The following is a 21,524-nucleotide window of genomic DNA, read 5'->3' as shown; positions in this document are numbered from 1 at the left end:
TCTGAAAGACAAATTAACGATTGGCTTTGATTAAGAAACTGCGTTTTTAGTCTAAATCTTTTCTCAAGATAGCGGATTTCATGGAAGAAAATTTGGAGATATTTATTACCATCGGGAAAAATAGGTGTTAAACCTGGGAAGGGAATTATGATAGGCAAACTGCTAGACCATCGTTACCAAGTCATTCGCGTCCTGGCCACAGGCGGATTTGGTCAAACCTACATTGCCCAAGATACCAGGCGGCCAGGCAATCCCATCTGCGTTGTCAAGCACCTCAAACCCGCCAGTTCTGACCCGAGAATTTTTGACACCGCCAAGCGTCTGTTCCAAAATGAAGCCGATACCTTAGAAAAGCTGGGCAACCATGACCAGATACCCCGGCTTTTGGCTTACTTTGACGAAAACCAAGAATTTTTCTTAGTCCAAGAGTTTATTGACGGATATACCTTGAGTGAAGAACTCATACCTGGTCAGCGCTGGAGTGAAAGCCAAGTAATCCATCTGTTGCTGGAAATTCTGGGCATCTTGGAATTTGTCCACCAGCAAGGCGTAATTCACCGCGACATCAAGCCAGATAATATTATTCGTCGTTCGTCTGATTATAGATTAGTTTTAGTAGACTTTGGGTCAGTTAAACAATTGCGTACTCATCTGGTGGCGGTTGGCGCACCACCCACAGCCACAGTAGCTATTGGCACTCCTGGCTATATGCCTACAGAACAAGGACAAGGTAAACCCCGCCCCAACAGTGATATCTATTCTCTCGGTATTATCGCCATTCAAGCGCTAACTGGTATACCCGCCAGCCAATTACAAGAAGACCCCGATACTGGCGAATTTATTTGGCAGCATTTAATTTCTGTCAATCCCCAATTGGCAGCAGTCTTAACCAAGATGGTGCGTTATCACTTCAAAGACCGCTATCAAAACGTTACAGAAACACTGCAAGCCTGTAGAGATTTGGTTGATCCCAACTCTCCACCTGTCACACCTCTAGAACTACCTAAAAAACCTAGTAATCTTCCAACTAAACCCGCCCCATCGCCAGTATTGGGACAGCAAAAAACCCTCGCTGTTGCTCCCGCCAATTCTGCTCCTGCTATCTCCAAACCTACCCGTAAAGACCCTAATAGACCCGACCCTTTGCCTCTGTTAATTGCCATATTATTGGCAGGTGGTGCAGCAGCTTTGGCAGCTAATGTCTATCCCAAGTTGCAAAATTTAACTGCTAATTTAACGGGGAATGATGTCGCTACAGCAAAAAACTGCTCGGTTGTAGTGGAGGGGAATTCTAATGTCCGTTCTGAACCGAGTGCGATCAATTCTGGCACGATTGTTAAAACCATTACTAAGGACACCAAATTTGAGGTGACTGGCAGACGGACAAAACGGGGTTGGGTGGAGGTTAAACTTAACTCTGGACGTTTGGCTTGGGCAAACTCAGATGTCATTACCAATAACAATCAATGGGTTTCTTGCCTACGTGACAAAGATATTGGTGTTCAGACTGTAGATGATAGTTCCTTGATTGCGACTAGATCAGTGCCTAAACCGCAACCAAAATCTAGCGTAGTCATTCCCACACCAGAAATATCAGAAAACTCAACTTCTGACTCTGGAAATTCTGAGGCAGCAAAACCTGCTGATAACAGTGCTCAGATTGTACAACAAGCGAGGCAAAAGTATGAATCAGGAGATTTGCTAGGTGCGATCGCCACCCTTAGGTCGATTCCAGCAAATGCTGCTTCTGGCATCAAAGAAACAGCTAAGATAATTGATCAGTGGCAGCAAGATTGGGCAAAAGCAGAAGCTCTCTCGAATGAAATCAATACGGCAATAGATCAAGGTCAATGGGATAAAGTTTTAGCTTATAGAGACAATCCTGAAAAGTTGCCCAATATTAAATACTGGCGAGATAAATTAGACCCTTTATTTAAACAAGCCGCCGAAAATTTAGCCAAACAGGTAATTCCCAAGAAAGACAACCAAGTTAATCAAAATCCACCCCAACAGGAATCTGTCAACACTGACAAACCCGCTACTATAGAAACTCCCAACGGTGGTTTATAGTTTAAGCGCTGCGTTTAAACATCTGCTGGCAATAATTCTTAATATTCAAAAAACCGCCCGCTGAAGACTGCTGACAGTTACTGCTGAATTCGACTATGGTTGAGGCAATTCCCGATGAATTGGGAAGCCTACAGTGTACCGAATGTCACTGTAGGTAGTTCACTGTTAATGGATTTCGTCGTATTCTGGGGTTTCAACTCGCCTTGCTTCTGCACGCGAGGGCAAAAACTCAGCCCGACGTACAGGAGCTAAGGGTGGTGTTGGTCCGTGGTAGGGGTGAATCACTTGGACAGTGCGGGAAGACCGTTGCCGGGGTGAAAACAAAGCTAAGACCCCAGCGACAACAATACCACCACCAATAGTCAGAGTTGCGCCACCCACTGCCCAAACTATGGGTGAACGCCACCAAAGATTATCATTTTGCGGCTGTAATGCTGCTGGTGCTATTCTTTGTTGGTTATTCTGCTGGTTATTATTATTCCACACCGCCTGGGTGAGATATTGGAGTTGGTTCTGCTGTTGTTGAATTTGCGCCTTCATCTGTTCATTCTCAGATTTCAAGCGCTCGTTCTGGATATTCAGTTTTTCTGTCTCCACACTCTGGTTAGGATTGGGAGCAACTGGTTGTGGATTGGGATATGCTGGTTGCCCACCATAAGGAGGGTATTGCATTGGCTGCATTACCTGGGGTGCCATTACCGGGGAGGGCATTTGGGGAATAGCGAAGTTAGATTGTAGGGGAGTATTTGTCCCTTTCAACAGTACGAGAGCCGCCAGCCCAGCTACAGCGACCCCGCCGATAAATGCCATACTCTCACTCATCGCCTTTGCTCCTCAATTGTGACTGACTCACTCTCACACACATAGAATTTCTCGCCTACTTCACTTCGACATAATACCCAAACTATAAGCGACCTGATCAGCTAGTTTATTTTACAGCCTAATATATGCTGTTAATATTCAATACCATATCGGTCAAATTGTCCACATAGAGATGACAAAAAACTACACCGTTATACTTTTTTAATCTACTTTCTCCCAGTCTTCAAGAGGGAGTATTTATACTTCGGTTGTTGTGATGGCTGATTTGAGACTTTGGCAAAATTCAGCGATCGCATTCAGCCCTTGTTCTGGTGTGCCTTCTGCCAGCCGTTTGACAAAAGCACTACCGACAATTGCCGCATCTGCACCCCAATCCCTAACCTGACGTGCTTGCTCAACTTGGGAAATGCCAAAGCCGACACCGATGGGCTTATCAGTAACACCACGAATTTGTTTGATTAAATCTGGCACTCGCGCTTCCAGTTGCGATCGCATCCCCGTGACACCCGTCACACTTACCAAATAGATAAAACCCAGAGAAGAATGTGCGATCGCTTCTATCCGTTGGGCAGAACTCGTAGGAGCCACTAACAATGTCACGTCAATCCCCCTCTCACTCGCTGGTTTCAGCAAGCCTGCCGCCTCCTCTAAGGGCAAATCAGGCACTACCAGCCCTGCTACCCCAGCAGCCGCAATTTGCTGGAGAAACTTTTCTACCCCTCGGTGCAAAATTGGGTTGTAATAAGTAAATAAGCTGATCGGCGCTTTTAAACTGGGAGTAGTCTCTTGCAGCATGGACAGCACATTATCCAATGAGGTACCCCGTTGCAGAGCGCGGGTAGCCGCTGCTTGAATCACCGGGCCATCTGCCAACGGATCAGAGTAGGGTACACCCAGTTCAATAATATCTGCTCCAGAGCGATCCAAAATTTGCAAAGCTTTCGCTGTTGTTTCTAAATCTGGATCACCAGCAGTAATAAACGGAATCAGAGCACACTCATGATTCCGCCGAAGATTTTCAAAGCACGCGGAAATAGCAGTCATTAATCAGTAGTCAGTGGTCAGTGGTCAGTAGTCAATCGTAACAAACAACAGACCAACGATAACTTTAAACCTGAGTTTGTTCTTCCTGTTCAATCTCAGCTTGAATTTTTGCTAATTCTTCAGGACTAAGTTCATCCAGCCGCTTTTGGAAAAAAGCTTGTTCATACTCTTCTCGTTGTTGATGGTAGGTCATTTTTTTCCCCCCCGCTCGAAAAAGATATGTAGCTAACCAACCAACTAAGCCAGCGATTAGCAAGACTTGGCTCCAGATCCCAGCCTTGGATGCATCTAATCCTACTAGCTGCAATCCTAGATATCCCAAGCCACCAGCCACAAAAATGCCAATACCAATGCCAATTGCGTCAATGCGTCGCATGAGAGTTATGACCTACCAATCTTAATTAAACGATTTGTCGCCGCTGGGGTCGAATATTCACAAACGGCGATAGCAGCAACAAACCCGGAAAGAAGAAGAACACCAAAAAGTACATGAAGGCACGCTCCACAGAGCTAGCCACATACCACCGTAGCTTCAGGTATAGCAGGACAGCAATTGGTACTGCTAACAGATAAGCTCCAGCTAAAGTCAGATACAGTAGGGCTACAACCATAATTCTTTGTGGGATTTGATTCGACTATTTGGTGCATATGTTTCCCATCATAGGCTGAACGCCTAGACTGAGGGAAGTATCATCTAAAGCTTTTAAGGTTCAAGCGCCGGAATTATGATCAATTTTGGCATGGTCTTGGTAAAAAATCTAAAGTTATGCTATGATGGTGTAGCCACAGCAAACGTGTTTGTGCAGCCAAACTAGACAACACTTTTAAAATCTAGTTGCACAAAAGACGCAATTAGTGCTGGAATAGATGAGGAGGTATTTACTGCCTCTCAACGGTAAGCGACCCTTTGGGGGTGTGGCGGAATGGTAGACGCTACGGACTTAGATAACTGAGCCTTGATAGAGAAATCTTTCAAGTGGAAGCTCTCAAACTCAGGGAAACCTAAATCTGGTAACAGACATGGCAATCCTGAGCCAAGCCCAGAAATTTAGAATTTGAGATTTTATTTTGGACTTCAACCCAAAATTTAAAATCCAAAATCCAAAATTCAGGGAAGGTGCAGAGACCCGACGGGAGCTACCCTAACGTAAAGTCGAGGGTAAAGGGAGAGTCCAATTTTCAAAGCCTCAAGCTTTTAGAGCGACTAGGCAGCAGTGAAAACTGCGGGAAAATGAAAATCCGTTGACCGTAAAAGGTCGTGTGGGTTCAAGTCCCTCCACCCCCATCAAGCAACTAAAAATCTAAATAGACCCGCCTAGCAAGTATGGGCGGGTCTACTTGTATATTTGTCGGATTGTCTCGGCTAAATCAATTACCTCATGATGCGATGGCGCGGAGCGCACCTAGAGTAGCCAATCGCAGTACGCGTTGGAGGTGAACGCGAGCAATTTTTAGTTTCAGTAATTTTTTTTAATGAATAATTAAATATTAGTATTCTATGCTGTATGCTTATTAAACTTCGCTCAGAGCAAAATAAATACTTAATTATAAGTATAAATTAATGTTAATACTTTCCAGGTTAATCGGATAACAATAAAATCATAAAATTTAGTTAGTCTTGAGGATTGGCATGACCGATAATAGTTTACCAAGTAATCAAAGACATCAGGATATTGTTAAATCTGACTCTCAACAGATAAATAAACAAACTGCACAAGAAAGGATTTATAGCTTCTTTGGAAAAATTGTCAAACAATGGACGCCAGAAGAAGTTTTGCAGGAATTTAACCGTTTATTTATAGATTGTCTTGATTTAGAGAATGCTGATTCTGTGACAGGAATATATGCACTTTTTTTGGAAGATAAAGAACAGGATTTTCGCAATACAATTAAGCGGTGTTGCTACATAATAGTAAATAACTGGGATACAAAGCGAAAAACTAAATATATCCAAGAATTAGTTGCTTTATTTGCTAATTACAAGGTATCCCAAACGACCAGTAATTTTCCAAGGATAAACATTTACAAAAGTTGGCTAAACAACTTTGTCAACAGCCATGACTTTGAAGAACTAAAAATATTTTCTTCCAGATATGAAGTACAAACTCAAGGTAATTGGTCGAGACGATACACTGCGTATTTATTAGTTGCTCAATCATTTAATAAAAACAATCCGACAGAGCAAAAAGAAGCTGCCAGAAAGCTCTCTAAACAGATGAAAGACAAATTTAAGTTTGATCTGGCAATGTACATTGCTCGTTCTCAATTTGTCAGTTTCAGCACAACAAACTACAAAAATCCCAGTATCTTGGGAGATAATGTTTTGCGTTTAATCAAGATGATTATTGTCAAAAATGGTGCATTTAGTTATGATAATATTGCTAATATTTTTATCAACCAAACTAAAGATCAAACTTTAGGAGAGTTTAAAGAAAATATCCTAAAATATTTATTTTATTCTCTAGAAACTCAAGAATTTGTAGAGATATTAAGGCATGATTTAGCAGAGAAATTATCTTTTTGGAAGGTTGAACACAATGGTGAGATCATCACTAAAGAATTTTTGCTGAGTATTTGTAACCGAGTGATTAATTGCTTAACAACAGAAAATGGTAAGCAGCCATCGGCATTATTCATTTTATTGCTGTCACAGGGTCATGCTTTAACATTGGTAATTGTACTACTGAAAATTATTCTGATTTGTAAAAATTCGCGGACACATTTAGAAATTTGTATTGCTCACTTAATTACTTATTATGAAAAATATCCGGTGGAACAATGTAAATGGTTAATTCATTTTATGGAAATTTTTAATATTGCGTTTTCAATTTATGCAGAAGATGTGGAATACAGCTTAATTAAAATGAAACAAGATGAAGAAAACTCTGAGCCTCAGTTGAATCTCGATGCTTATCGTGTGTTTTCCCAGTTGAAATTAGATGCACAATCATAAAATAAGTGTAGACTTGAAAGGGAAAACCCCACACTCAGGAATTAGCAAGGCGTTCATCAAGCCAAGCTAAAGCTGCACCAGCGGTTTCAGCTACAATACTAATTAGACGATACAGGGCGATCGCACTAATGACTAAAGCAGCGTCCAAGCGGTTTTGCAAAAGTGCGATCGCAGTTGCTTCAAATACACCTAACCCACCAGGGGCACCGGGAACAATTAACCCTAGCAACCAAGCAAAACTAAAAGCCCCTAGCAACAAAGGCATTTGACTGATATGCAACGGACTTAGGGCAAATATAGTTAAGATAAACCCAGAGCCACGCAGTCCCAAAAAAACCAATTCTCCTAACAAAGGTCGCAGGGGATAGCGTTCAATAGTTAAACTAATACTTGACTGAGTATTAGTATCAGACTTTTTTCTCTTCAAGCGGTACAAAAAGCGAATGACTGGGTTTAAAAACCAAGGATGAACCCCACAAAGTACTACAGCTAGACTCACAAATTGTAGGCTTTGCAAAGCAATATTGGTATTAGCTATCGCAACTTGTGTAGCGAATAAGTCAATGATAATTAAAGCAGCTGCTGCCATGAGTAGTGGTTCTAGTAATACGCTTAAAGTAGCTGCACCAGCAGAAACATTATTCTTTTTTGCGGCGACAATTCGCCCATAATAATGCCAGATGTTCCCTGGCAAATACTTGGCAATGTTGGTTTTTAGATAAACTTGGATAAACTGAGAAGATGGTACAGGTTGATTTAAGTCTCGCAGAATCCAAGTCCATACCCAACCTGCCCAAGTATGTGCCAGTAGAGTTACACCTGTAGCGATCGCTAAAATTGTCCATCCGACATCATCAATACGGATAGCAGTCACCTCAAGCCAGTGATCTTTTATGGCTTTACCTAAAAAAAATAGCGTCCCGCCCAAAATTAGCCAGCGTAAAATTTGCTTCATCATTTTGGTAGTTTAACAGTTAGAACAGCTTGGGATAAACACATTAAATCTTATGGTATATCAGCTACATGTTTCAAATATTTTCAACAAACATACTTGAGGTGTTAGACGAATATGTGTAGCTGTTTTTACAAATTTTCTATATTTATTGAGCAATGAAAAAGTTTTGTCTCAACGCCGATATTCTCAAATTTTTTGACATCTGGCTATTTTTATGCGGCTATTCAGACATTACATTTACGCATTTAATATCTTTCTTTAGGCTGATAGTAGTCAGCATCAATTGATCCAATCTGGCAAATATGCTAACAACATCCTCGGACTCAGTAACCTAATCAAAAGCTCTTGATATTAAATAATATCTCTCTATAGTTAGATACAAATAGCAGTTTATTCCTCAGTATAATGTGACCTACGCTAGAGGTAAAGGATATTTTTTTTTCCTATTCTAGAAAGGGGTTGTTCAAGAGATAGACAAACAAAACAAGCGCTCAAACCAGCTTGACCAATTATCAAGCAAAATAATTAGCTTGTTTTAAGTTGAAAGGAGGAATTGTGAAAGCTCTGATAGGTTTCTTAAAAAAACTGCAACTGCGCCAAATTTTAACGGTCTTTTTGGCTGGGTTTTTGTTGATAGCTAGCACTGCTTGCAGTGGGGCAAATACTCAAGGCGCAAATCCAGAAAATCCTGCTGTGCAAGCTGGTGGTGCAAACAATCCTTATAAGGGCGGTGGCGACAAATATACAAATTTACGAATGTCCACTGATCCAAAAGTTACCACTGAAACAGCCAAGCAGGAACGCGATCAAGCCAGCTTACAGTCAAGCTCACAATTATTGATTGCTAGCAATAACGAATCAGAAATACTTTACCCCGGTGCTGAAACCCCAAGAGGTAGAGTTAACAAAGAAGCAGAATTGCCAATCATCACGCAAAAAGACTTCCAACAGGCTAAACCCGGTGGTTTAATTCAACGAACACCAGATTTAGGAACTCGCATCCAAAAACGGATTGAAACTGTGAAGGAGTCGGTTGAAGATGCTTCTAGCTTTTTAAAAGAAAAGGCAGACGAAGCCAGCGCTAGACCTGAATTACAAAAGAATCCAGCAGTAGGTAAATAAAAATCTTGTTTTGTTACCAAGATTGCAGATTGGTTAACACTTAATTTAGTCATGTAAACCCAAGGAGTAGGACTATGAATAAAGTAATTACTTGGCTGAAAAACCTTCGCCCCCTGAAAGTTTTGACAGTATTTTTGGCAGGAACATTTCTAGTTTTGGCACAAGCTTGTAATCGTCCAGGAATAGCTGCACAGCCACCACAGCCTTCTTCCCAACCGCCTAATGCTGTACGATACGATCCCACAAAAAGTTATGATCTCTCTACTCCCTACGAAGGGGGAATGAACAACTTTAGTGATGTAGATCCGAGAGCAAAAGCTGCCGAGAAAGCTGCAAAAGCTAGAGCTGAAGATTTGAGAGAAAATGCTCAGAGAAATGTCGAGCAGAAGGGGATTGACTCTACTGAACAATATGTCCGAAATTATCGGGAAGGCACACCTTTTGGTGAAAGGGTGAAGAACTTGGGTGAAGATGTCGGCAGTTCAGCTGAAGAAGTGCGGGAAGGCGTCTCTAGGGGGACTCAGCGAGGAATTGAAAACCTCCAAGAAAACACCCAAAATGCTGCAAAGAACTTGACAAAGAGTTTTCAACGTGGGGCTGAGGATACTAAGACAAATGCTCAGAGGGCAGCTGAGGATGCAACCGAAGCTGTGAAGAGGACTTTTAGAGAAGCTGATTGAAATTAATCAGTCACTTGAGGACAGGCGAGACGCCTGTCCTAATTTTTTTAGGTGGGATCGCTAGTTTTGATGTGCTAAGTACCAACCCTGTAGCGCCAGCCTTTGAATTTCGCGCCAGGGAATATTATGTTTTCGCGCTAAGTCTGCACAATCTTCATATTCTGGCTGCACATTTGCAATAACTTTTTCTGGTGTTTGCCCAATCCATGCTACTTTGATACGCACTTTGCCATATTCAGTTTCGATGTGTTGAATTTCTCGTTGTAAGATGGCGCGTTGTTGAGTGGTTCGCCGAATTCCCAAAGTAGTAGTTTCGCGGAATAAAATCGCTTCACAATTTGGTAGGTTTTCGGGATGACAAATCACAGTCAGCAATATCCCCGGACGGGACTTTTTCATGCCGATGGGCTGGGTAAACACATCCACCGCACCAGCGGCAAATAAGGCATCGAATAGATAGCCAACTGCCTGGGGATTTAAGTCATCAATTTGGGTCTCTAGTACAGAAATAGTTTCTAAACTTGGGCTGGTATCGCCAAAATCGGTGATATTTGACTGTAAAGTTGTGCTTTCTCCCAGCCAGAGGCGTAGTATATTGGGGATGGGTAAATCGAGGGAACCTGCTCCTAGTCCTACCTGCTGGATGGTGATTGGGGGTGGTGGACCAAAGTCTCTTGCCAGGGTAGTGGCGATCGCAGCGCCTGTCGGTGTCACCAGTTCTCGTTCTATGCCGTTGCTATAAACAGGACAACCGCGCATTTCCCATAATTTCAATACCGCTGGTACTGGCACCGCCATCTGACCATGGGCGGCGCGAACAGTGCCGCCACCAGTCGGGAAAGCCGAGCAGTATAGTAGAGGCAATCCTGCGGCATCGCTGTCGATGCCCAACCAATCCAACCCTAGGCAAGTGCCGACAATATCCGCGATCGCATCTACGGCACCCACCTCATGGAAATGAACTTTTTCTGGTTCAATGCCATGTACTGCCCCTTCAGCAACTGCTAGCTGTCGGAATACAAACATACTCCAAGCTTCTGCCCGTGATGGCAACGCAGCTTTGAGAATCATCTCCTCTATTTCTGGTAAGTGGCGTCCATGATGGTGACTGTGTTCATGATCGTGGTGGTGATGATGGTGTACTAAATCCACATGGACTTTAGTCGCCTGCTGGGTTTGACGCAGGACTTGTTCTACCCGCAATTTGTATTCCTGTTCAATTCCCAACCGATCGAGTTTTTCAACTAAATACTCGATGGGAACGCCCAGACTTACCAAGGCTCCCAGGCACATATCACCAGAGATCCCTGTTGGACATTGAAGATAAGCGACTTTGCTCATATATATGAATTAGTAAGAATTGGTAATTGAAGATGGGGCATTGGGCATTAATAATTATCCCAGTCCCCATTTTTTAGATCTTCCTGGCAAGTCAAACCCCCAAAAATCAACATAAATATCTTTTATGGCAAAAATTTTCGCAGTTCATCCTGATAATCCTCAAAATCGGCGAATAGAGGAAATAAAGTCGGCGCTCTTCAGTGGCGCTATCATGCTCTATCCTACTGATACAGTTTATGCAATTGGTTGTGATTTGAATGCCAAGTCGGCAGTGGAAAGAGTGCGGCAAATTAAGCAGCTAGCAAATGATAAACCACTGACATTTTTATGTCCCTCGCTTTCAAATGTGGCGACTTATGCCTTCGTAAGTGATACAGCCTATCGGATTATGAAGCGGCTCATACCAGGCCCCTACACGTTTTTGCTACCTGCCACCAAGCTAGTGCCACGACTGGTGCAAAGTCCTAAACGGAAAACGACGGGAATTCGAGTGCCAAATCATCATGTGTGTTTGGCATTACTGGCAGCCTTAGGAAATCCGATTATTTCGACTTCGGCACATCTGCCACCAGATGATGGAGTTGAGCCAGAATCTATTCTGTCACAGGCAGAGCTATTTGACCGGTTGGAAAATTTGGTAGACATAATTATAGACACTGGTGAAGAACCCACATATCAGGTGTCTACCATTTTAGACTTGACGGCAGACGAACCAGTTATTACACGGAGAGGTTTAGGTTGGGAAGCAGCAGCAGCTTGGGTATAAGAATCAAACTTCACAGGCGCAACCCGCATTTTCGGAAAATATTATAAACTTGCTCCAGTTTTAAAATTGTCATACTCAGAGGCACTGAGAACGCGGATAAAGGGATGGCAACAAATCTCGGCATGGCAAGGGTTTGGATTAGTTTTAGCAACCCCTGTGCCATCGGGGATGCGGTTGCTTATGCAAAAAGCGACACATTGACGTCCCTTTAGCTTGATTAAATTTCCTACAGTCTTATATGTGAGCAATACACGCGGCGAGTCTTGATGGATGACAACCAAAAGATTCTCCAGCTAAGACTGGCTTGCTGTGTCTGCGTTTTAGTTAAGGTGCAATACCACTTCCAGGAAAAGTCATGAAAGCCAACCTCGCCAATCTGCCAAATTCGACACCTGCTTTTGACCTTCATGTTACGACTGAAGAATTGTCAGCCAGCAATACGGATAGCTTGATTCAACTGCTATCTGAAGAAATGCAGTCTCAAGTGAAAGCTAGACACGGGTGTGTGCTAGCTGCCGCCAAGCGGATAACTAAAGAAGTAGAACGTATTTGCGATAAAAGCTCCCGCATTCAAACCTCTGGGCAAATCAAGTCTTGGCAACTTACTTTGGCAAGACATCGTTTGCAAAAGTGCCTGCGTTACTACCAGCTGGGTTCAAAACAAGGGCGCGTGGAATTACATAGTAGTTTGGGCGCTATTGTTTATCGTCACGTTACCGTTGCTGGCTCAGAGTTGGGTTTTGAGGCTCGTTACAACCTGATTGAAGATTTTCTGCAAGCTTTTTATATCGAAGCTATCAAAGCTTTCCGTCGGGAAAACGAATTACCAGAAGATTTTACGCCGCGCACTCAGTTGCAATTAGCGGAATATATGGCGTTTACAGAGCAATATGCCAAGCGCCGGATCAATTTGCCTGGTGGAGCTAATCAGCAATTGATTATTCTCCGCGCTCAAGGTTTTGCTCGTCGTCAGCCCCAGGAAACGACTGTGGATATTGAAATGGCGGTGGATTCTGCTAAGAGTGAAGAAGCAGAATCTTATCAGCGCAGTGTGGCGGTGCAACAGATTAGATCGCAAATGGTTGCTAAAGCTAATTTCGATCCATCTGAAGAGTCGGAACGCGATCGCGTGATTGCTGAATTGATGAAATATTTGGAGTCTCAAGGTCAATCTGACTGTATGGATTACCTATCGCTGAAACTCCAAGACCTCTCTGCACCGGAAATTGACCAAATTCTCGGTCTAACTAGCCGTCAGCGCGACTATCTGCAACAACGTTTTAAATACCACGTCGAAAAGTTTGCTAAACAACACCAATGGCAGTTGGTGCATCAATGGTTAGGTGCCGGTTTAGAACACAAGCTGGGTCTGTCTTCCCAGCAGTGGGATACCTTTTGGGGTCAACTTACAGAACAGCAACAGCAAATCTACCAGTTGAAAACTGCACGTCAGAGTGATCAGGCGATCGCTAAAGCCATCCAATGCACCCCCAAACAACTGCAAAAGCGCTGGACACAAATGTTAGAACTAGCATGGGCTATCCGCAACGGTCATACTGAAGCTCAGACAGGTTGAAGAATCGGCAAAATTACTAAATGTATCTGAGTTTTATCCCGTGTACACACCAGTTGTTACCAAGAAAAATCTCCTCTACTTCTCCCCGCACTCACGGGAGAATTAGAGGTAAATGTGGGGAATATAATCTGGGATTTGCCCCCATTCGAGGATTCATCTTCTCAGGTAATTTGCTCTTCAATAGAGCAGTAAACCGTTCTTTGTCCTAAATAGTAATACATTTGTATTTAATTAGTACTGCCGTACCATAAAAATTTATTTTCTCCTGTAGCCAAAACCAAAAATTCATCTTCAGCGATTGACTCTTTATTACCAGTTCTGTGGAATCCTAGAATCAGCAGGACTTTTAGCAGAGGGTTTTAGGATGACTACGACTCAAGGCGGACGGGCAAATAAGTCTGGAAAGATTTTAGAAAGCAATATAGAGGCAATCTTAAAAGGACATAATTATTTTCAAGTAGGGAACCATATCCAAAAAGAATTTTTATTAAATGCTGCTTTATTACCAAAACGCTATGGAAAAGAAGTTTATATTGGCACGGGAATTTATCATACTGAACTGAAGGTTGACTTTTACGTTCTTGGCTCACCTGGAATATCATCTGGTTTTATTGTCGAGTGCAAATGGCAAGAAAGTGGTGGTTCAGTTGATGAAAAGTTTCCTTACTTGAATATGAACATCCAGTCTTCTTACCCTGCGCCAACTATCGTAGTTATGGGAGGTGAAGGTATGAGAGAAGGCGCAAGTAACTGGCTGAAAGCAAGAGTTAACGATAACCCCAATTTGTTAGCAGTCCTTAGCTTAGATAGGTTCATTGCTTGGACACACAAAAATCTTTAGTCAGATGTGATTAATAGTTCGTAAATCATGCCACGATTTTTTACGTTTGAATTAATTGTTCTCGCTGCTTTGATTTTGTAGAGCTTAAAATTAATATCTGTATAAATTTTTCTAATTAATTCAGAATCAGAGTTACATACCATAACTTTGACGCCACGACTTGCCAGTTCTATACAAATATCTCTCAAACGTTCTTGGTCTTTTTCATGAAAAGAATTCCGACTGTAAGCGGTGAAATAGCTAGTGCTACTTATAGGATGATAAGGTGGGTCAAAAAATACAAAATCATCACTGCTAGTCGCACGATTTAGCACTTGGGTAAAGTCTGCTTGTTGAATCTCCACCCTAGAGAGTGCTATGGATGCAGCTCGCAGTAATTCCTCATTACAAATTCCAGGATTTTTATATCTGCCTAAAGGAACATTAAACTTACCTTGAGAATTGACGCGATAAAGACCGTTGAAACAGGTTTTATTCAGATAAATAAACCGTGCCGCTTTCTCTAAATCACTGCCTTCAGGATAAGAGCGCACATCATAGTAATAATTTTTATTATGTTGCTTTTTATGCTCTTGCAATAGAGCAATTAAATCATCAACAGAATCTCTAACGCAACGATAAGTAGTAATCAATTCAGCATTAATATCAGTTAAAACTGCTGCTGATGGTTGCAGATGAAAAAAAACAGCACCCCCACCTAAAAATGGCTCATAGTAAGTCTTGTAACCTTCGGGAAAATAGTTCTCATATTGCTGAATTAACCTACCTTTACCCCCAGCCCACTTCAAGAATGGACGCGGGCAAGTTTCTTTGGGGATTTGAATTACCATTTACTTCTGATTGAACTGAAACCCAGCTACTAACTAAATAACTAACGAACCATATTTTATATTACTTGAGATATTTTCCATCCGCATAGATTACAATTAAATATATAAAGCACATCCAAACAAACGTATATTCTATAACAAGGCAGTCTAAATTCAAATGTTTGACGGATTTTGGGATAACGTCTTTCGCTACCCCCGCTACTTCATCACCACCCTGTTAGGCATTTTGCTCAACACGTTTGAGCCATTACTGCCATTTTTGAAGCGACCTGTCACCTTGGTTGCGGTTTTGGGTTTATTGGCGGGTGGTCTGTTTTTTGTTACACTCACCCTCCGGGCAATGTTGGGCTTGAGTACAATCTAGAATAGGGCTACATCGGGGATTTAGCTCTAGGGACTGTTGCTGTTGGCTTCATTAGCCTCAAGTATTGTCCTCCCCAACTTGCATCTATATCATGTCGTACAACCTCTGTGAGGAGGCGTAATTAATATGGCTACAGATCGCCGCGTTTCCCGCGTTGCTGAATTGATCAAACGGGAAGTTAGCCAAATGCTACTCAACGGCATTAAGGATGACCGTGTGGGTACAGGAATGGTAAGTGTTACGGATGTCAATGTTTCTGGCGACCTGCAACACGCCAAAATCTTCGTCAGTATTTATGGTACTGAGGAAGCTAAGGCAGAAACAATGGCGGGTTTAAAGTCCGCGACGGGTTACGTCCGCAGTGAAATTGGTGCGCGGGTAAGACTACGTCGCACCCCAGAAGTGATATTTATCGAAGATTGCTCTATAGAACGGGGTAATAAGGTGCTGGCTTTATTGAGCCAACTCAAGGATCAGCGTCCGCCTGAAAGCACAGACCAAGTTGAGGAAGAAGTTCCAGAATAGGTCATTTCCGAACAGTTAATCTCTAGAAATCTGCCAAACACTTGACAGACGTGATTAACTCGCGTCTGTTTCAATTTAACTATACCTACCTCAAGGAACTGTATTTCTACTCTTTAGAGTAACGGTAATAAAAGTAACTAAACAATTAGAATATTGCTTAAAAAATTGTTAACAGATAGGGCAATACAAGGCTTGTTGGTGTAGTTTAGCCCTAATGCAAAGCATTAGTTTATACCCTAACACTCGCTAAATATAGCTGGCTTATTTTTTTATGGACAAATGTCACTATCCCTAAAGGAGACTCTACGGTGATTATTTCGGATTCGCGATCGCCAAATCATCGCTAAAAGCAGTAAATTCCAGAGTTTTACACCTATTGAATGCAAGTCACACAGCCTTGGGAGCAGGTTAAGTTAACTACTTTGGCATTATTATATTAAGCGGAGTTGTGGCTAATGTCAGGGAATTTTGACAAACTTAACATTTCTTTAAATTTTTTGAGGATGTGTAGCGTCAAAATGTTAATAGTTCCGTATAGCAAACTACAAAACCCTAGCCACAAGTCTAATGCTTGCCATGTTTGTTCCAAGACGAATATGGGGAACACTATCTACATATAAATTTGTGAGTCAAAACCATGAGTGTGAATACGGTGCCTTCTATCAATTACTACTCTCTAGACGTAATCCAGGACGAAGCACGTCGCCTGGTGGAAAAGGGAATGGTTAGCAGACAACAACCAATATATACACTCTGTCAATACATCCCAGCGAGAGAGTGGGTTTGCGTTGAATGTGAATTAGAGAAATGTGACTTTTTATTACGCGATCGCATTGGCGACTTGATTGGTCGTGAAGAGTGGGACAACGACTAATCAATGTTTGATTTCAGTTTTTGGATTGGGAGTTTATTTTCGATGTATAGATTTGACAATAAATGATTAGATGCCAAATCTAAGGGATAGTCTCTGGTTTTGATGAGTCTTTCCCGATCCAGAAATTTCCATTTCCCATAACACAGAAGAATTAGAGTCTGATTTATAGAATTTTTCAAGTAAGCGAACGCATCGGGAACAGTTGCTGTTTATAGCCGATGTCAAATCTTGTGTATTATCTGTAAAATCCTTAACCGGGGCAGTTACCCAGCCTAAACTGCTCCGGTAATTTTTATGAGGCTGTGGAGCTAAAAAATTTGCTCTTTCCCCAGTGGGAATAACTTAGCCCACTTGATCCAAATACTGGTTAATGTCGTCAATCACGCGGGTGAGTTCTGCTTCTGTAGTCAAGCGGATACCGACATTGCGGACGGTTAGCAGAACTTTGGCTGCAAAGGGGGTGGGCCAGATATTCGGATTGCAGAACACTTCTAAAAAGATATCGCCAGTGTAACGATATTCCAGAGGAGGTTGGGGAGTGACTTTACCGCCGCTGGGTGTGGGTTTAGCGGCGACAGCTTTCAACCGCTCCATCAATTGATCTGTGGCTGCTTTTAATTCCCGTGCGGCTTGGGGTGAAAAACTAAAAGTCACAGAACCTTCATTTAGGTTCAGTGTCATAGGAGTAGAAGACATAGAGCTTTTTGGTTAAAACTTCTTGATAATTACCTATGTTACCGGAAGAGGTGGTGCGACTGTTGCCAAAAGCAGTCAACCCCTTCCCTATGGGACGCCAAAGGCGAACGGGGAATTAAAAATTAAAAGTGATACTCCTTGTTATTGGTCATTTGTATTCACTACAGAGGATTGACAATGTACAACTGACGATAATGATGATGAGATTTATTTATAATCAGTGATTTCTTAATGCTAAAAATATGCTGTTATCAGCAAAGCAATTATCAACGTTTATCAAGCTTGTAGCTACTGTTAGTTATAAATAATCTCAATAAATTGGTAGTAAAATTAGTAGCTATAGAGAGACTTAACTCTTACTGTGTCAGACTTTGATACATTTTATTTGTGTTTATTGGTGCTTGGAGTTTTACAGTAGTAGTCATAGAACTTGATGTGATAAATTCTCTATGATTTACGATAACCGCGCCGAAGTGCGAAAGGTTTTAATTATTACCCTACTGCTAAACCTGTTTGTCATGGGATTAAAAGCATTTGTGGGTTACTCAACAGGTTCTCTCAGCTTACTAGCTGACGCCTTGCATAGTGTGACGGATAGCGCCAACAATATTTTAGGATTGATTGCCAGTAGGTTTTCTTCACCACACCCTGATCGCGAACATCCCTATGGACACAACAAATTTGAAGCTGTGGGTGCCTTGGGAATTTCCGCTTTTTTAGGAATTGCCTGCTTTGAAATTCTGCAAGGCGCTGTGGAGAAAATTATCAAAGGTGGTGAACCGGTGAAAATATCAGCACCAGAATTGTGGTTATTGCTGATTGTGCTGGGGGTGAATATTTTTGTAACGTTTTACGAACGTAGCGTGGGTAAGCGCGTAGGTAGCCCAATTTTGATTGCTGACGCCACGCACACCATGAGTGATGTTTGGGTGACGATCGCTGTAATTGGGGGTTTGATTGGTATTTGGTGGCTAAATTTTCAATGGTTGGATGTGGCGTTAGCTTTTCCTGTGGCTTTGTTAGTGTTTTGGAGTGGCTGGTCAGTTTTAAAAGAGAATTTGCCTTGGCTGGTGGATGAAATGGCGATCGCACCAGAAGCGATTCATGCGATCGCAGTTTCTGTCCCAGGGGTGATTAACTGTCATGACATTGCCTCTCGTGGTGTTTTAGGTCGACAAGTCTTCATGGAAATGCATTTAATAGTAGATGCACCAGATGTTGAAACCGCCCACCACATCACCGAAGAAGTAGAAAGCCGATTAGAACAACGCTTCAATCCTGTGCGGATTTTAATTCACGTTGAACCACCGGCATACAAATCTGAGCGAATTAGCTTTGAGTCTGGAGCTAATTAGGCGGTTTTTACAAGGTAAAAGGGAAAAATATCCTTAATACTGCATATAAGTATTAACCACGACAAAACGCCACCAAATTAGCGACAATCGTCACTAGTTCCCCTGGATCAACGGGTTTAGCTACATGAGTCTGAAACCCAGCTTCTAGGGCGCGGATCCGATCCTCGCTATCGCCATAAGCGGTTAAGGCCACGGCGGGGACTCGTCCACCTTTATCTGCTTTTAGCGATCGCACCTTGCGGATCAAGGCATAGCCATCTTCACCAGGCATAGCAATGTCGCAGATAAAGGCATCGGGTTGCAATTTGGGTAGCATCTCCAATGCTGCTGGTGCTGATGTAACTGCCGTGACAGTGGCGCCATCTGCTTCCAACACAGTAGAGATATAAAAGCGGCTATCTTCATCATCATCAACTACGAGGATGCGTAACCCATTCAGCGGGAGAGGCTCTTCCATAATTTCTCCATTGGCGTCGGGAATAAAGAGAAGTATGTTTAAATGAGCTTCTAGTGCTGTTCCCATTCACCACACCATTGGTAATTTTACTGTACTAACGTCTTTTTTCTCTACCATTGGATGATTTTACTTAGCTAGTGGCAAAAGCTGGCATTCATCATACTTGGCTGCTGAAAATTAGATAAATAAGGTATTTTTTCGTCATTTATCGTCCTATTTTTCAACAAAAAACAATATAAATCAAAAAAATGTAACCTTACAGCCAAAACTGGATTAGGTTAATCCCGAATATTGACTATCAACCAATAGGGCAACCGCTAACCGTTTTAGGGAATACAAAAAATAAATTATCCAGTAATCTTAGACTTATAGGGACACAGCAATGCCGTGTCCCCACCGATTGGATATTTTTTTTAATTGGAAGTCCCTTAACCGATTTATAAATAGGTGGGCATTGCCCACCCTACTTAATTACTCAGCACTCAGAACTAACTTACTCCCACTCGATGGTTCCAGGCGGCTTGGAAGTGATGTCATAAACCACACGGTTAACGCCTTTTACCTCATTGACAATTCGGGTGGAAATCGCTTCCAAGACGTCATAAGGCACACGCGCCCAATCGGCAGTCATGCCATCTTCGCTAGTCACAATCCGCAAGACAATCGGGTAAGCGTAGGTACGTTGATCGCCCATAACGCCAACACTGCGAATTGGCAGCAATACAGCAAAGGCTTGCCAAAAGTCGTGGTATAAGCCACGTTGGTTAATTTCTTGCCGCACAATCAAATCGGCATCGCGTAAAATGTTCAATCTTTCGGCGGTGACTTCACCTAAGATGCGAATTGCCAAACCAGGCCCTGGGAAAGGTTGCCGTTGGACAATTTCTTCTGGTAAACCGATAGAACGCCCAACTTTGCGGACTTCATCTTTAAATAGTTTCCGCAGGGGTTCCACCAGTTTAAATCGCAGGTCTTTGGGTAAACCACCAACGTTGTGATGACTCTTGATTTTTACTGCTACCCGTTCACCAGTTTGGGGATCAACGTTGGTATCAGCCGATTCGATGACATCTGGATAAAGGGTGCCTTGAGCTAAATAGTCAAAGTGACCAAGTTCTTTAGATGTTTCTTCAAATACACGGATGAATTCGTGTCCAATGCGGCGGCGTTTTTCTTCGGGATCTGTAATTCCCTCAATCCTAGCTAGGAAGCGATCGCGCGCATTCACATATTCTACCGGAATGTGAAATTGCTCTTGGAACAGTTTCACCAAGCGTTCTGGCTCTAATTTACGCATAAAGCCTTGATCGATAAACACACAAGTTAGTTGCTCACCGATTGCTTTATAGAGTAAAAATGCCAGAGTTGAAGAATCTACACCGCCAGAAAGTGCCAATAGCACCCGCTTATCGCCAACTCTGGCACGAATTTCGCGAATTGATTCTTCGACAAAAGCGGCTGTTGTCCAGGTGGGTTCGCACTCGCAGATATGGTAAACAAAGTTGCGGATTAATGCCAGTCCACCAATGGAATGCACCACTTCTGGATGGAACTGCACACCGTAAAGTTTTTTGTCGTGGTCAGCAATGGCAGCACAGGGGGTATTTTCTGTATGTGCCAGCAGTTCAAATCCTGGTGGCATTTGCGTGACTGAGTCTCCATGACTCATCCACATCGTCGTGCCATCTTCGACATTAGTCAGCAAGTCTGTGGGGTCATCTATATATAATGATGCTTTGCCGTACTCACCCCGCTCGGCTTTGGCCACTTCCCCACCAAGTTGGTTGACCATTAGCTGCATACCGTAGCACACGCCGAGGATGGGTACTCCCAAATTCCAGATTTCTGGGTCACAATGGGGAGCGCGATCGCCATAAACTGAATTTGGGCCACCAGAGAAAATGATTCCCTTAGGATTTAGTTGGCGCAAATGTTCAGCTGTCGTGCGATAGGACAAGACTTCGGAGTATACTTGAGTTTCGCGGATGCGACGGGCGATTAGTTCAGAATATTGAGAGCCGAAGTCCAGAATCACAATGATTTGGCGATTCAGCCGCCCCCAATCTTCTGATGTTTGAGGCGCAAGTTCAGTTAGTAGAGTCACCGCTGTATTCATGATGGCGAAAGTGTGTCTGTGAAAATAAATTGTCGCTCTGTAGTCTAAATTGTTACCATTTCTCTGCCTGGTCAGACTCGTAATGGTAAATTGATCCCCTACAAACGCGAGGTTATGTGCGTTTGTTTAGCTTGTGT

22 protein-coding genes are annotated in these 21,524 nt (G+C 42.6%); 11 read left to right on the top strand and 11 right to left on the bottom strand.

Annotation, left to right across the window (positions count from 1 at the left end):
• The first annotated feature begins 147 nt into the window (after positions 1-147).
• Positions 148-2,070, top strand: coding sequence for a protein kinase domain-containing protein (locus tag CYLST_RS11025; protein ID WP_015207807.1), 1,923 nt, complete (start codon positions 148-150; stop codon positions 2,068-2,070).
• 165 nt (positions 2,071-2,235) lie between these two features.
• On the opposite strand, the gene CYLST_RS11020 is transcribed toward CYLST_RS11025, so the two are convergent.
• From CYLST_RS11020 to ndhL, 4 genes are all read right to left on the bottom strand, one after another.
• A complete protein-coding gene (locus tag CYLST_RS11020; protein ID WP_015207806.1) occupies positions 2,236-2,892 on the bottom strand; it encodes a hypothetical protein in 657 nt (218 codons plus the stop codon).
• Between the two features lie 237 nt (positions 2,893-3,129).
• Positions 3,130-3,936 (bottom strand): tryptophan synthase subunit alpha, encoded by an 807-nt coding sequence (gene trpA / locus CYLST_RS11015; protein ID WP_015207805.1) that lies wholly within the window; start codon positions 3,934-3,936, stop codon positions 3,130-3,132.
• 64 nt (positions 3,937-4,000) lie between these two features.
• Entirely contained in the window at positions 4,001-4,312 is a 312-nt protein-coding gene (locus tag CYLST_RS11010) for a DUF3007 family protein (protein WP_015207804.1), read from the bottom strand.
• Positions 4,313-4,337: 25 nt separating this feature from the next.
• The gene (gene ndhL, locus CYLST_RS11005) at positions 4,338-4,562 is read right to left on the bottom strand and encodes an NAD(P)H-quinone oxidoreductase subunit L (RefSeq protein WP_085960594.1); all 225 of its coding nucleotides are present in this window, start codon (positions 4,560-4,562) and stop codon (positions 4,338-4,340) included.
• A gap of 1,004 nt (positions 4,563-5,566) precedes the next feature.
• On the opposite strand from ndhL, the gene CYLST_RS11000 reads away from it, so the two are divergent.
• Positions 5,567-6,889 (top strand): hypothetical protein, encoded by a 1,323-nt coding sequence (locus tag CYLST_RS11000; RefSeq protein WP_015207802.1) that lies wholly within the window; start codon positions 5,567-5,569, stop codon positions 6,887-6,889.
• A 34-nt stretch (positions 6,890-6,923) separates the two neighbouring features.
• Here the strand turns inward: CYLST_RS11000 and CYLST_RS10995 are convergent, their stop codons facing one another.
• On the bottom strand, positions 6,924-7,847 hold the full coding sequence (locus tag CYLST_RS10995) for a lysylphosphatidylglycerol synthase transmembrane domain-containing protein (protein WP_015207801.1): 924 nt from the start codon (positions 7,845-7,847) through the stop codon (positions 6,924-6,926).
• Between the two features lie 552 nt (positions 7,848-8,399).
• Here CYLST_RS10995 and CYLST_RS10990 point away from each other — a divergent pair.
• Positions 8,400-8,966 carry a DUF6658 family protein gene (locus tag CYLST_RS10990; protein WP_015207800.1) on the top strand — a complete coding sequence of 189 codons (567 nt, stop codon included), beginning with the start codon at positions 8,400-8,402 and terminating at the stop codon, positions 8,964-8,966.
• 74 nt (positions 8,967-9,040) lie between these two features.
• Complete coding sequence (locus tag CYLST_RS10985; RefSeq protein WP_015207799.1) at positions 9,041-9,646, top strand: DUF6658 family protein; 606 nt, start codon at positions 9,041-9,043, stop codon at positions 9,644-9,646.
• Positions 9,647-9,706: 60 nt separating this feature from the next.
• On the opposite strand, the gene larC is transcribed toward CYLST_RS10985, so the two are convergent.
• Entirely contained in the window at positions 9,707-10,987 is a 1,281-nt protein-coding gene (larC, locus tag CYLST_RS10980; RefSeq protein WP_015207798.1) for a nickel pincer cofactor biosynthesis protein LarC, read from the bottom strand.
• Between the two features lie 124 nt (positions 10,988-11,111).
• Between larC and CYLST_RS10975 the strand changes: the two genes are divergently transcribed.
• Entirely contained in the window at positions 11,112-11,753 is a 642-nt protein-coding gene (locus CYLST_RS10975; protein ID WP_015207797.1) for an L-threonylcarbamoyladenylate synthase, read from the top strand.
• Positions 11,754-11,794: 41 nt separating this feature from the next.
• Here CYLST_RS10975 and CYLST_RS34395 read toward each other — a convergent pair whose 3' ends face one another.
• Positions 11,795-12,034 carry a hypothetical protein gene (locus tag CYLST_RS34395; protein WP_157162566.1) on the bottom strand — a complete coding sequence of 80 codons (240 nt, stop codon included), beginning with the start codon at positions 12,032-12,034 and terminating at the stop codon, positions 11,795-11,797.
• A 74-nt stretch (positions 12,035-12,108) separates the two neighbouring features.
• Here CYLST_RS34395 and CYLST_RS10970 point away from each other — a divergent pair, with 74 nt between their 5' ends.
• Positions 12,109-13,329: a HetZ-related protein gene (locus CYLST_RS10970; RefSeq protein WP_015207796.1), complete on the top strand. Its 1,221-nt coding sequence runs from the start codon at positions 12,109-12,111 to the stop codon at positions 13,327-13,329.
• A 364-nt stretch (positions 13,330-13,693) separates the two neighbouring features.
• Positions 13,694-14,170, top strand: coding sequence for a PD-(D/E)XK nuclease superfamily protein (locus CYLST_RS10965; protein WP_015207795.1), 477 nt, complete (start codon positions 13,694-13,696; stop codon positions 14,168-14,170).
• Here the strand turns inward: CYLST_RS10965 and CYLST_RS10960 are convergent.
• Positions 14,167-15,000 (bottom strand): DNA adenine methylase, encoded by an 834-nt coding sequence (locus CYLST_RS10960; protein ID WP_015207794.1) that lies wholly within the window; start codon positions 14,998-15,000, stop codon positions 14,167-14,169. The genes CYLST_RS10965 and CYLST_RS10960 overlap by 4 nt on opposite strands.
• A gap of 157 nt (positions 15,001-15,157) precedes the next feature.
• On the opposite strand from CYLST_RS10960, the gene CYLST_RS10955 reads away from it, so the two are divergent.
• The 3 genes from CYLST_RS10955 to CYLST_RS10945 all read left to right on the top strand — a co-directional run bounded on the left by CYLST_RS10955 (position 15,158) and on the right by CYLST_RS10945 (position 16,763).
• Positions 15,158-15,364 (top strand): DUF751 family protein, encoded by a 207-nt coding sequence (locus CYLST_RS10955; RefSeq protein WP_015207793.1) that lies wholly within the window; start codon positions 15,158-15,160, stop codon positions 15,362-15,364.
• A gap of 126 nt (positions 15,365-15,490) precedes the next feature.
• Entirely contained in the window at positions 15,491-15,889 is a 399-nt protein-coding gene (rbfA, locus tag CYLST_RS10950) for a 30S ribosome-binding factor RbfA (RefSeq protein ID WP_015207792.1), read from the top strand.
• Positions 15,890-16,526: 637 nt separating this feature from the next.
• A complete protein-coding gene (locus tag CYLST_RS10945; RefSeq protein WP_015207791.1) occupies positions 16,527-16,763 on the top strand; it encodes a DUF4327 family protein in 237 nt (78 codons plus the stop codon).
• Between the two features lie 342 nt (positions 16,764-17,105).
• On the opposite strand, the gene CYLST_RS10940 is transcribed toward CYLST_RS10945, so the two are convergent.
• Positions 17,106-17,459 carry a hypothetical protein gene (locus CYLST_RS10940; protein WP_041233061.1) on the bottom strand — a complete coding sequence of 118 codons (354 nt, stop codon included), beginning with the start codon at positions 17,457-17,459 and terminating at the stop codon, positions 17,106-17,108.
• A gap of 449 nt (positions 17,460-17,908) precedes the next feature.
• Between CYLST_RS10940 and cdf31 the strand changes: the two genes are divergently transcribed.
• Positions 17,909-18,814 (top strand): CDF family zinc efflux transporter Cdf31, encoded by a 906-nt coding sequence (gene cdf31 / locus CYLST_RS10935; protein ID WP_015207789.1) that lies wholly within the window; start codon positions 17,909-17,911, stop codon positions 18,812-18,814.
• Positions 18,815-18,866: 52 nt separating this feature from the next.
• Here cdf31 and CYLST_RS10930 read toward each other — a convergent pair whose 3' ends face one another.
• Positions 18,867-19,271, bottom strand: coding sequence for a response regulator (locus CYLST_RS10930; RefSeq protein WP_041233581.1), 405 nt, complete (start codon positions 19,269-19,271; stop codon positions 18,867-18,869).
• A 493-nt stretch (positions 19,272-19,764) separates the two neighbouring features.
• Complete coding sequence (gene guaA, locus CYLST_RS10925) at positions 19,765-21,387, bottom strand: glutamine-hydrolyzing GMP synthase (protein WP_015207787.1); 1,623 nt, start codon at positions 21,385-21,387, stop codon at positions 19,765-19,767.
• Between the last annotated feature and the right edge of the window lie 137 nt (positions 21,388-21,524).

Origin of the sequence: Cylindrospermum stagnale PCC 7417, assembly GCF_000317535.1 — a bacterium.
GTDB classification, from domain to species: Bacteria; Cyanobacteriota; Cyanobacteriia; order Cyanobacteriales; family Nostocaceae; genus Cylindrospermum; species Cylindrospermum stagnale.
This window is presented reverse-complemented; position numbering and strand designations above follow the sequence as displayed.